The sequence below is a fragment of the Prescottella equi genome (assembly GCF_002094305.1).
Classification (GTDB): Bacteria; Actinomycetota; Actinomycetes; order Mycobacteriales; family Mycobacteriaceae; genus Prescottella; species Prescottella equi.
The window spans coordinates 97,560-109,227 of the sequence record NZ_LWTX01000013.1 but is presented as its reverse complement, the minus strand read 5'-3'; the positions used below and the strand labels follow the sequence as shown (position 1 = coordinate 109,227).

Annotated in this window: 11 protein-coding genes and 1 pseudogene; 4 read left to right on the top strand and 8 right to left on the bottom strand. The window is 68.7% G+C overall.

What is annotated here, in order from left to right; all coding sequences use genetic code 11:
* The 4 genes and pseudogenes from A6I89_RS24485 to A6I89_RS22925 all read left to right on the top strand — a co-directional run.
* Positions 1–128, top strand: a pseudogene (locus A6I89_RS24485) (DegT/DnrJ/EryC1/StrS family aminotransferase); the annotation flags it as partial.
* Positions 128–850: an SDR family NAD(P)-dependent oxidoreductase gene (locus tag A6I89_RS22935; protein ID WP_022594023.1), complete on the top strand. Its 723-nt coding sequence runs from the start codon at positions 128–130 to the stop codon at positions 848–850. The pseudogene A6I89_RS24485 and the gene A6I89_RS22935, both read left to right, overlap by 1 nt.
* On the top strand, positions 847–1,794 hold the full coding sequence (locus tag A6I89_RS22930; RefSeq protein ID WP_013414829.1) for an aldo/keto reductase: 948 nt from the start codon (positions 847–849) through the stop codon (positions 1,792–1,794). Before A6I89_RS22935 ends, A6I89_RS22930 begins: the two co-directional genes overlap by 4 nt.
* Complete coding sequence (locus A6I89_RS22925; protein WP_044990448.1) at positions 1,791–3,086, top strand: LLM class flavin-dependent oxidoreductase; 1,296 nt, start codon at positions 1,791–1,793, stop codon at positions 3,084–3,086. Before A6I89_RS22930 ends, A6I89_RS22925 begins: the two co-directional genes overlap by 4 nt.
* A gap of 101 nt (positions 3,087–3,187) precedes the next feature.
* Here A6I89_RS22925 and A6I89_RS22920 read toward each other — a convergent pair whose 3' ends face one another.
* The 8 genes from A6I89_RS22920 to A6I89_RS22890 form a co-directional block, all read right to left on the bottom strand.
* Positions 3,188–4,105 (bottom strand): alpha/beta hydrolase, encoded by a 918-nt coding sequence (locus A6I89_RS22920; protein WP_044990474.1) that lies wholly within the window; start codon positions 4,103–4,105, stop codon positions 3,188–3,190.
* 199 nt (positions 4,106–4,304) lie between these two features.
* A complete protein-coding gene (locus tag A6I89_RS22915; RefSeq protein WP_005515647.1) occupies positions 4,305–5,474 on the bottom strand; it encodes a lipid-transfer protein in 1,170 nt (389 codons plus the stop codon).
* Positions 5,471–5,893 (bottom strand): MaoC family dehydratase, encoded by a 423-nt coding sequence (locus A6I89_RS22910; RefSeq protein ID WP_022594017.1) that lies wholly within the window; start codon positions 5,891–5,893, stop codon positions 5,471–5,473. Before A6I89_RS22910 ends, A6I89_RS22915 begins: the two co-directional genes overlap by 4 nt.
* A 1-nt stretch (position 5,894) precedes the next feature.
* On the bottom strand, positions 5,895–6,902 hold the full coding sequence (locus tag A6I89_RS22905) for a bifunctional MaoC family dehydratase N-terminal/OB-fold nucleic acid binding domain-containing protein (RefSeq protein WP_022594014.1): 1,008 nt from the start codon (positions 6,900–6,902) through the stop codon (positions 5,895–5,897).
* A complete protein-coding gene (locus A6I89_RS22900) occupies positions 6,899–8,047 on the bottom strand; it encodes an acyl-CoA dehydrogenase family protein (protein WP_022594012.1) in 1,149 nt (382 codons plus the stop codon). The genes A6I89_RS22905 and A6I89_RS22900 overlap by 4 nt, the downstream gene beginning before the upstream one ends.
* Positions 8,032–9,105, bottom strand: coding sequence for an acyl-CoA dehydrogenase family protein (locus A6I89_RS22895; RefSeq protein WP_044990446.1), 1,074 nt, complete (start codon positions 9,103–9,105; stop codon positions 8,032–8,034). Before A6I89_RS22895 ends, A6I89_RS22900 begins: the two co-directional genes overlap by 16 nt.
* Before the next feature lie 68 nt (positions 9,106–9,173).
* On the bottom strand, positions 9,174–9,326 hold the full coding sequence (locus tag A6I89_RS24735; RefSeq protein ID WP_157349022.1) for a hypothetical protein: 153 nt from the start codon (positions 9,324–9,326) through the stop codon (positions 9,174–9,176).
* 81 nt (positions 9,327–9,407) lie between these two features.
* Positions 9,408–11,588 (bottom strand): acyl-CoA dehydrogenase family protein, encoded by a 2,181-nt coding sequence (locus A6I89_RS22890; RefSeq protein ID WP_022594007.1) that lies wholly within the window; start codon positions 11,586–11,588, stop codon positions 9,408–9,410.
* Positions 11,589–11,668: the final 80 nt, after the last annotated feature.

Below are 11,668 nucleotides of genomic sequence, written 5' to 3'. Positions count from 1 at the left end.
ACGAGGTGTTCGAGCGCGGCATGTCGCTCGGCATGAGCCACGGCATGAGCGACGATGAACTCGACCACGTCGTCGCCAGCATCCACGCGTTCGCATCGCGGTTCGCCGCTCCGCAGGAAGGCTTGTGATGGATGCCCGGCATGCCGTGGTGACGGGCGGGTCGAGCGGGATCGGGGCGGCCGTCGTCGACCGGTTCCTCGCGCGGGGACTGCGAGTCAGCGTGTTCGATCTCGACGTACCTGCCGCACGCGTGGAGGGCGTCGACTACTACACGGTTGACGCGACCGACGGCACCGCTGTGGAGTCGGCGATGCTCCGCGCGAGCACTCGGGCGCCGCGGCCCGACGTTCTCGTGACCTGCCACGGAATCCGCGGGGCCTACGTTCCCGCGCTCGAGATGGATCCCGAACGTGTGCGACGAGTCTTCGACGTCCACGTCATGGGAACGCTACTGGTCGCCTCGGCGTTCGCACGCCCGCTGGTCGAGGCCCGCAGGCCCGGGTCGGTCGTGACGATCTCGTCGACGACGGCGTTCGGCGGCTGGGAACGGCAGGCCGACTACGGCCCGGCGAAAGCCGCTGTCCAGCAACTGAGCAAGAATCTCGCGATCGAGTGGGCACCCCTTCTTCGCGTCAACAGCGTCGCGCCCGGGCACACCCTGACGCCGATGGTCCAGGAGATGATCGATCAGGGCTACGACGTGTCCGCCACTGTGAAACGCACGCCGCTGGATCGCATGTGCGAGCCCGAGGAGATGGCGCGATCGATCGAGTACCTCGCGCTCGACGCGAGCTTCGTGACCGGCGTGTGCCTGCCCGTCGACGGTGGGTGGACGGCGGTCGGCAAATGATCACCACCCGCCTTCCGGTCCGTCGGCTCGGCGACCTTCTCCTGCCTGCGATCGGGTTCGGTTCCATGACCATCACGCAGGTTCCGGGGTACGACGTCGAGCGCGGTCGGCGGGCGGTGCACACCGCACTCGACGTCGGCGTCCGATTGTTCGACACCGCCGACGTGTACGGGCCCGCGCGCGGCGGCGACGGCGTCAACGAGTTGGCACTCGCCGATGCGCTACGGCGATGGCCGGGCCCGCTCGACGACGTCGTCGTGGCCACGAAAGGGGGCCACCTGCGGTTCGCCGAGACCGACACCTGGTGGACGGACGGTCGCCGCGAGCATCTGCGCAAGGCCTGCATCGCGTCGATCCGACGACTCGGACTCGACCCGCTCCCCCTCTACCAACACCACCGACCGGATCCTCAGATTCCGTACGAGGAGTCGATGCTCGCGCTCCGTGACCTCCACGACGAGGGTTTGGTGGCGCGGGTCGGTATCTCCAACGCCGACGTCCGCCGGATCGATATCGCGCAGCAGATCCTGGGTGACGCTCTGGTGGCGGTACAGAACGAATACTCCCCCAGCGCCAGATCCGCCGAGGTCGAGATACGAGCCTGCGAGGACCTAGGTCTCGCCTTTCTGTCCTGGGGCCCCTTCGGGGGTATGAGACAAGCGAAGAGCCTTGGCGGAGCGGGCTCTCCGTTCGAAGCGATCGCACGAGCCCGCGGCGTCAGCCCCCACCGCGTCGCACTCGCATGGCAGCTTCACCGATCGCCGGTGGTGATCCCCATCCCCGGTGCCTCGCGGGCGGAATCCGTCGTCGATTCCGTTGCAGCGGCAACCTTCGAGTTGTCTGCCGACGAACTCGCGCTGCTCGACGGTCCGAGCGAACCACCCCGACCAAGCGATGACCGGAGGCCGACCGAGCCGCATCGCGGAGAGCGACACGTCCCATGACCAGACAGATGCATCTCGCCGTATTCGCGCAAGGCGTCGGCGTCGGACAGTCCGTATGGCGTTCGAGACGAACAGATCCCGCGAACATGCACACGCTCGACCACTGGGCTGCGGTGGCCCGGTCGGCCGAACGGGGCTGCTTCGACGCCTTCTTCGTCGCCGATGCGCTGAACCTGTCCCCCGCGATCGCCGCCGACGCCACCGACCGACCCGATCCGATCGCCGTGCTCGCGGCGCTGTCGGCCGTCACGGAGAAGATCGGTCTGATCGGCACCAGTTCAACCACGTACAACGATCCGTTCACCGTCGCGCGCCAGTTCGCCACTCTCGACCATCTGAGCAACGGGCGGGCCGGCTGGAACATCGTCACCACCGCGATTCCCGCCGCCGCCGAGAACTACGGCTCCGCCAAGCTCCCGGACCACGAGGATCGCTACGCTCGCGGGGAAGAGTTCGTCGACGTGGTCCGGGCCCTCTGGGAAGGTTGGGACGAGGACGCCATTGTCGGCGATCGGGCGTCCGGCGTGTGGGCGGACCCGAGCAAGGTTCGCCGCATCGATCATCGGGGCAAGTTCTTCGAGGTCGCGGGCCCACTGACCATCCCTCGGTCCCCGCAGGGCCGGCTCCCGCTGGCGCAAGCGGGATCGTCCCCCACCGGCATGCGACTGGGCGCGCGTGTCGCCGACCTCGTGTTCACCACCCAGCACGAACTGTCCGAGGCGAGGGAATTCGCCGACCGGATGCGGAGCCTGGTGTCGGCCGCAGGCCGGACCACCGACGCCGTGAAGATCCTTCCGGGGGTGACGCCCATCGTCGGCAGAACCGACGCCGAGGCCCGTGAGCTGGCGATCGAACTCGGATCCCACATCGACGACGGGACCACACTGAAATTCCTGAACCAGTCGTTCGGCGGCATCGACCTGTCCCGATTCGACCTAGACAGGCCCTTCCCCGATCTACGAGAGTCTCTGCCCGCCAACGCGAGCGTGTCGCGGCCGAAGCTCTTCACCGAGATCGCGCTGCGCGAGGGGCTGACCGTCCGGCAGTTGGCACAGCGCGTCGGCCTGAGCATCGGACACCGCACCCTGGTCGGCTCCCCCGACACCGTCGCCGACGACCTCGAGCGCTGGTTCCGGTCGGGCGCCGCGGACGGGTTCATCGTGCTGCCCGCCGATCTACCGACCGGGCTCGACGAATTCGTCGACGATGTGGTCCCACGCCTCCAGGACCGCGGACTGCTCCGCAAGAAGTACGCCGGTGACACGCTCCGCAGTCATCTCGCCGAGCACTGATCGCCAGTCTCCATCCGCATCCGGACACCCGCCCATACGGACACCCGCAGGAACGGCCCCCGAACCCGACGGTCGGGGGCCGTTGCAGCGACTGCGGGGCCTCACCGGGCGGACGGATCGCCCACCTTCAGGACGTCCCGGATCATCTGCCACAGCTCGAGCCGTGCCGGACCGGTGAGCGACAGCTTGGGGAAGGTGAGAAAGCCGTGGAAGAGGCCGTCGAATCGGTGCGCGACAACCGGCACCCCGTCCGCCGCCAGCCGTTGCGCGTAGTGTTCGCCGGACGAACACGGGGGATCGAGTTCGGCCGTCACGACCAGTGCGGGGGGCAGCCCCGCGAGCGTCGCCGCCCGGGTGGGAACCACGTACTCGCTCGACCGGTCCTCGGGCGCGTACTGATCCCAGTACCAACGCATCGCATCGGTCGTGTTGTAGTAGCCCACTCCGTATTTCGTGTACGACTCGGTCGTGAAGTCGTCGTCGATGACCGGATAGACGAGGATCTGTGCCGCGATCCGGGGCGCTCCCCGGTCCCGCGCGGCCAGCGCCACCGTGGCGGCCAGATTTCCACCCGCGCTGTCGCCCGCGAGAGCGATCCGGGTGGGGTCGCCCCCGTACTCGCCGGCGTTGTCCGCAGTCCACACCAGGGCGGCGTAGACGTCTTCCATCGCGGCGGGCGCCCGATGCTCCGGCGCCAGCCGGTAGTCGACCGAGACGATCACGGCGTCCACGGCGTCCGCCATCGACCGGCAGAACTCGTCGTGGGAATCGAGGTCGCAGAACACGAACCCGCCACCGTGCGCGAAGACGATGACCGGCAGCGGGTCGTTCGACTCCGAATGCGGTACGTAGACACGCAGCTTCAGGTCCCCGCCCGGTCCGTCGATGGTGACGTCGCGGACGGTCGCCATGTCGGGCTGGTACGCCAACGGTGCCCGGCGAGAAGCGATCACCTCACGAAGCTCCGCCGCCGGGAACTTGGTGACGTCCGGAAATCCTGCCTCGAGCACAGCAAGCATGGACTCCACGTCCGGGTGCAAATCAGGTCGGCGATCCACTGCCACGTCACAGTTCCTCTCTCGTCACGCAGCCGGCTCGACTCGGCGGCAGTCACACGGCCGCCGGCCCGGGCTGAGCCGACTCCTCGCGACGCCACCTTTCAGCAGCGCGTGGACGCCCGCAATACCGGCGTCCCAGCGTGCGGGAAACTCTCGTGTCCTACGCGGTCAGCACCAGTCCCGAAGTGGGAACGCCGGTTCCGGCGGTGACGAGGACGTTCTCGACACCCGGCACCTGATTGACGGAGGTACCCCGGATCTGACGGACGCCCTCGGCGATGCCGTTCATACCGTGGATGTACGCCTCGCCGAGTTGACCGCCGTGCGTGTTGATCGGCAGCCGGCCCCCCAGTTCGATCGCACCGTCGGCGATGAAGTCGCGCGCCTCGCCGCGGCCGCAGAAACCGAGTTCCTCGAGCTGCATCAGCACGTACGGCGTGAAGTGGTCGTAGAGCACCGCGGTTTGCATGTCCGACGGTCGCAGTCCCGACTGCTCCCACAGTTGATCGCCGACCAGGCCCATCTCGGGCAGACCCGTCAGGCCGTCACGGTAGTAGCTCGTCATGATGTACTGGTCCGGCCCACTGCCCTGCGCCGCCGCCGCGATCACGGCCGGCTTGTTCGGCAGATCCGCGGCCCGCTCCGGCGAGGTGACGACGATGGCGATGCCGCCGTCGGTCTCCTGGCAACAATCCAGCAGATGCAGCGGTTCGGCGATGAATCGCGAGTTCTGGTGATCCTCGAGCGTGATCGGCTTGCCGTAGAAGAAGGCGTCGGGATTGACCGCTGCGTGCTTGCGGTCGGCGACCGCGACGCGGCCGAAATCCTCACTCGTGGCGCCGTACACATGCATGTAGCGCTGCGCGACCATCGCCACGAACGACGCGGGGGTCCCCAGACCGTGCGGGTAGGAGAACGCGTTGTCGGTGCCCGACGAGTTCACCTGCTGCACCAGCCCGGTGTTGACCTGGCCGAAGCGCGCACCCGAGCGCTCGTTGAATGCACGGTACGCCACCACGACGTCCGCGACGCCCGTCGCGACCGCCATCGCGGCCTGCTGGATGGTGGCGCACGCCGCGCCGCCACCGTAGTGGATGCGACTGAAGAACTTCAGGTTCGGGATACCCACCGAACGAGCAACGGCTGCTTCGGTGTTGGTGTCCATCGTGAACGACGTCAGACCGTCGACGTCGGACGGCTTCAGGCCCGCGTCGTCGAGCGCGGCCCGCACCGCCTCGGCAGCCAGGCGCAGCTCGCTGCGGCCCGAATCCTTCGAGAAGTCGGTGGCCCCGATGCCGACGATCGCGGCCTTCCCGGACAACCCGCTCATGCCCGTCCTCCGTCCGAGTCGTCGTTCATCACGAGTGTGACCGTCGACGTGATGTGATCGCCGAGGCTGTCCTTGCCGACCACCTTGACCGTGACCAGACCGTCCTCCGCCGCGACGACCTCACCGGAAAGGTGGAGCGTGTCGTACGCGTACCACGGCACACCGAGGCGCAACTTGATCGAGGTGAGGCGGGCTCGCGGGCCCGCCCAGTCGGTGACGAACCGCTGCACCAGGCCGGTATCGGTGAGGATGTTGACGAAGATGTCCTTCGACCCGCGCTGCTGGGCCTTGTCCCGGTCGTGGTGCACGTCCTGGAAGTCCCTGGTGGCCAACGCCGTCGAGACGATGAACGTGGGATCGCCGTGGATCGAGAGGCCCGGCAGCTGATCGCCGACCGAGATGTCGAGGGCGCTGGTCATCTCACGACTCCTTCACCGGACGCCACGCGTACAGCGTCCATGGCTCGTTACCGGTCTCGTCATCGCCCGGGAAGTCCAGGAACTGTGCCTGTACCGGCATGCCGACCACGACCTCGGACGGGTCGACGTCGCGCAGTTCGCCGAGCATGCGCACGCCCTCCTCGAGTTCGACGAGCGCCACCACGAACGGCAGCGACCGGCCGGGCACCTTGGGGGCGTGGTGGACGACGAAGCTGAACACCGTGCCGCGGCCGGACGCGACGACGTAGTCGGTGGTCTCGGCCTTGTCCTTCCAGAGCGCGGGCACCGGCGGATGTTGCAGTGAACCGTCCGGCCGCTGCTGGATCCGCAGTTCGTGCGCGGCCACCCCGTCCCAGAAGAACTGGGTGTCGCGCGACGGCGTGGGCCGCATCATCCGCGTCGGATCGAGATCCTCGGGAACCGAGGCACTTTCGGATGCAGGAACGTCCTTGGCCGGTGGCATGAACTTGAGGATGCGGAACATCATCTCGGCGACGATTTCCCCGGTGCCGTCTTCGCGAGCGACCTTCCAGAAGTTGCGTGTCGTGAAGAACCAGCCCTCACCGAGTCCGGTCCGCTTGGGGCCGACGACCTCCTCGAGCGTCGACTCGATCGTCACCTCCTCGCCGGGACGCAGGTAGCGGTGGTAGATCTGGTCGCAGTTGGTGGCGACCACCGACGTGTAGCCGGCGTCGTCGAGGATCTGCGTCATCCGCCCCAGCGGATCGTCCTCCTCGCGCACCGCACCGAGACCGCGCATGGTCCATACCTGCGCCATCGCGGGGGGCGCGACGATCCCGCCGTGGCCGGCGGCGACGGCGGCGTCCTCGTCCACGTAAATCGGGTTCTCGTCGCCGATCGCCTCGAGCCAGTTGCGGATCATCGGCATGTTGATCGGGTCACGGCCCGCGCGGGGCTTGCTCGCGCCGCCCGCCTTGATCTGTTCGGCACCGGCGAGAATCTGTGCGGTCACGTCGTTCTCGGTCATCGCGGCACCTTCGGCAATCCCAGTCCGGCCACCGCGATCAGTTCGCGCATGACCTCGTTGACACCACCCCCGAAGGTGATCACGACGTTGCGCTTGACCTGGACGTCGAGCCAGCGCATGAGCGCCGCCGTCTCCGGATCGCCCGGATCGCCGTGCGCGCCGACGATCTCGTCCACGATCCGGCCCACCCGCTGGATGCGCTCGGTCGCAAAGACCTTGGTGGCCGACGCATCCGCGATGTCGACGTCACCCGTGGCTGCCGCGACCTGCCAGTTGAGCAATTCGTTGAGGCGGTAGGTGGCGTGGATCTCGCCGAGTCCGCGACGAACGTCGGGCAGGTCCAGCAGTTCCCGCTTCGCGGCCCAGTCGTACACCTTCTCGTAGAGACCCGCCACACGCCCGGCCGGTCCGAGCATGACGCGCTCGTGATTGAGCTGGGTGGTCAGCAACCTCCAACCCTTGTTCTCCTCGCCGACCAGCATGCTCGCCGGAACCCGGACGTCGGCGTAGTACGTGGCGTTGACGTGGTGCGCGCCGTCCGCGGTGATGATCGGGGTCCACGAGAACCCCGGATCCTTGGTGTCCACGATGAGGATGGAGATGCCGCGGTGACGCGATTCGGCCTCGCCGGTGCGGACGGCGAGCCAGATGTAGTCGGCGTCGTGACCACCGGTGGTGAAGATCTTCTGGCCGTTGACGATGTAGTCGTCGCCGTCGCGAACGGCCGTGGTGCGCAGCGCCGCGAGGTCGGTGCCGGCGTCGGGCTCGGAGTAGCCGATCGCGAAGTGCACCTCACCGGCGAGGATGGCGGGCAGAAACTTTCGCTTCTGCTCTTCGGTCCCGTACGTCATCAGCGTCGGACCGACCGTCTGCAGTGTCACGGACGGCAGCGGGACATCCGCGCGCACAGCCTCGTTGACGAAGATCTGCTGTTCGATCTCACCGAAGCCGCGGCCCCCGAACTCGACCGGCCAGCCGACTCCGAGCCAGCCGTCCTTGCCCATCCGGCGGATGACCTCACGGTAGGTGGGGCCGTGTCGTTCGGTGAGCATGATCTCGGCCTCGGCCGGCGAGATCAGTCCGGAGAAGTAGCGACGCAGTTCTGCCTGCAGCTCGCGCTGTTCGGGCGTCAGATCGATGAACACCGGGCCCCCACGAGGTCGAGTCGGTACGACGCGCCGCCGACGAGGCGCGCCAGGTCTTTGGCGATGGAGAAGTAGCGGTGCATCGGGTACGTGACGTCCACGCCGATGCCTCCGTGCAGGTGGTGCAGCGTGCGCATCGCAGCCGGGATCTCCGAGGCGATCCAGTACGCCAGTACGTCGAGATCGTCTGCGGCGTCGAGCCCTTCGGCGACCCGCCAAGCCGACGCGAGCGCCGAGACGTGCAGCGTCCGCGACGTCACATAGACGTCGGCGATCTGCTGCGCCACGGCTTGGAACGCGGCGAGCGGTTTGCCGAACTGCTCACGCGTGGTGAGGTGGTCGGCGGCCAGGGCGGTGGCGCCGGCGAGGAGGCCGTCGGCGTACGCACCGATGCTCGCGAGCGCGATCCGGTTCAGCGTCGCGACACCGTCGATGCCGTCACGGAGAACGTCCCCGGCCGGGACACGGACCGCGTCGAGCCGGAGCGAGAACTCCGGTCCGCCGGACGACGTGGCACTCGGGGTGAGCGTGACGCCCGGCGCGTCCGGCGCCACGAGCACCACGCCGGCGTCGGTGGGCACCAGGATGCGGTGCGCGATGTCGGCGAACGGCACCGCGATCTTGTGGCCCGTCACGACGACGTCGTCACCGTCCGCGACGGCCGTCGTCGAGGGCACCGACGGGAACGCGGCACCCTGCTCGGCCAGTGCTGCGGTCAGCACGCGTCCGCCCGCGATGCCGTCGAGCAGCGCGTCCTGCTGCTGGGCCGAGCCGAGCGCGAGCACCGGCAGCACGCCGAACCCCAGGGTCGCCAGCGCCGGAACCGGCGCCGCTCCGCGTCCGATCTCGGTGAGCATCGTCGCGACCTCGAGCACGCCGAGGCCGTCGCCGCCGAGCCGCTCGGGCACCGCGAGGGAGAGCAGGTCCGCTTTCGCGAGCGCCTGCCACAACTCGGGGCTGAAGCCGCCGGTGTCGGCGGGATCGGTGTGCTCGCGGGCCAGCAGGCCCACGACGATCTCCGCCACCGTTTCTTGTGTCTGATCCAGAGAGAAATCCACGTTGCCGATCCCGCCTACGATTTAGAACGTGTTCCAGTTGTATCACCTGCAGGGTAACGGAGAAAGTCCTACACGATCGAGAACATGTTCACCTCCGCCACCGCCCCGTGGGCGACCATCTCTGGGCCGACGAGCCACCCCGCCGGTCCGCCGCCGCTGCCCGACAACTCCTGTTCGGAGTCGACCCGCTCGCGGACGGGTCGGTGTGACCGAGTCGACACGCCACCACCGCGGACCCGGCCGATACGACGACACCCGCCCGGAGCGGCCGGGCGGGTGTCGTTCGCAGCGTCGATCCTTCGTCAGCCGCGGGGCAGACCCAGCAACTGCTCGGCCGCGACGGTGAGCAGGATCTGCGTGGTGCCACCCGCGATGGACAGGCAGCGGGTGTTGAGGAACTCGCGCGTGAGCGGGCCCTCGACCCAGCCGGCCTCTCCCGCGAGCTCGACGGCGAACTCCGCGACCCCCTGACGGTTGCGGACACCGACGAGCTTGCGCACGCTCGACGCCGGACCGGGGTCCTGGCCGTCGAGCTGACGCAGCGTCGTGCGCAGCTCGAGCAGCGAGCCGACGAGCGCCTCGGAGATCAACGCGCCCAGGTGGTCTGCAGTCACCGCGTCGGGCTCGCCCGCCAGCGCGAGCAGATCCTCGACGGCCTTGCCGAGCGACGACCCGCCGCTCATCGCGACCCGCTCGTTCGCAAGTGTCGTGCGGGCCAGCTTCCAGCCGCCGTTCACCTCGCCGACGACGCAGTCGTCCGGGATGAACACGTCGTCGAGGAACACCTCGTTGAACAGCGCGTCGCCGGTGATCTCGCGCAGTGGCGAGATCCTGATGCCCGGGGTCTTCATGTCGAGCACGAAGTACGTGATGCCCTTGTGCTTGGGCGCATCCTTGTCGGTGCGGGCCAGGCAGATGCCCCAGTCCGCCTCGCGGGCGAGCGACGTCCACACCTTCTGGCCGTTGAGCTTCCAGCCGCCGTCTACCTTCTCCGCGACCGTCCGCAGCGACGCCAGGTCCGAGCCCGCGCCGGGCTCGGAGAACAGCTGGCACCACGTGATCTCCCCGCGCAGCGTCGGGAGCGCGAACCGTTCGATCTGCTCCGGACTGCCGTGCTCGAGAACGGTCGGGACCGCCCACCAGCCGATGACGAGATCGGGACGCTCGACGCCGGCCGCCGCCATCTCCTCCGCGATCAGGATCTGCTCGGCGGCGCTCGCCCCGCGGCCGTACGGACGCGGCCAGTGCGGCGCGGCGTACCCCGACTCGGCGACCGCGACACGCCGCTCCGACTCGGGTACCGCGGCGAGCGCGGCCACCTCGTCGCGGATCGCGGCCCGCTCCGACTCGAGGTCGGACAGATCGATCGTCAGGTGGCGGCGTGCTCCGGCGCGGGTCAGCTCGGTCACCCGTGCGCGCCAGACGTTGCTGCCGCCCAGGAACTGCTTGTTGGAGACCGCGCGGCGCAGGTAGAAATGCGCGTCGTGCTCCCAGGTGAAGCCGATACCGCCGAGGATCTGGATGCAGTCCTTGGCGTTCTGGACGGCCGCGTCCAGCGCGACGGCCGCCGCCACCGCAGCCGCGACGGGCAGCTCGGAGGTGCCCGAACGACCGGTGTCGGGGTCCGGCAGCGCGTCCTCTGCCGCGACGGCCGCATCCCACGCGACGGCACGCGCCTGTTCGACGCGGCACAGCATCTCGGCACACAGGTGCTTGATCGCCTGGAACGAGCCGATCGGCTTGCCGAACTGCTCGCGGATCTTGGCGTATTCGACCGCGGTCCGCAGGCTCCAGCCCGCCACCCCGGCCGCCTCCGCAGCGACCAGTGTGGCCGCGAGGTCGCGTACGAGGTCCGGCGCGACGCCGGTGACGATCCGATCGGGCGTCACCGCGACGCCGTCGAACCGGATCCGGGCGACGGCGCGACTCTTGTCGAGGATGTCGAGCGACTCGACCGTCAGGCCTGTCGCCGCACCGTCCACGAGGCACCATACGACGTCGGCACCGGAGCGTGCGGGGACGAGCACGGCGACGCCCGGCTCACCGCCGAGGGCGTTGCCCGCGTCGCCGGCGAGCACGAGACCGCCGTCCGCGTCGGGCGTCGCCTCGAGCGCCGGGGCGTCGAGCACCACCGATACCGGCAGTTCACCCTCGGCGATCTGCCCTGCCCACGCCTTCGCCGCGGCACCGTCGCAGCGCCCGAGCACGAGGCCCGCGAGCGCGGTGGGTAGAACGGGACCGCCGACGAGTTCGACGGCCGACTGCTCCAACATCGCGGCCAGATCGACGACCTGTCCGCCGACCCCGCCGACCGACTCGGGAACACCCACGGCGAAGAGCCCCAGCTGCGCCACCGACGGCCAGGTCTGGCGCCAGAAGTCCGCAGGTCCCTCGCGTAAAATGGCTATCGGGGCCGCCGAGCGCGCCCACGCCTGAATCGACTCCTGGACGGCCTTCTGTTCGTCACTCGTGGCGATTGTCACAACGGCTACCCACCTTTCGTGGATGACATATTCATTTAGAACGTGTTCTAATATGCTCGGCCGTCAAGAGTCAAGGCGTG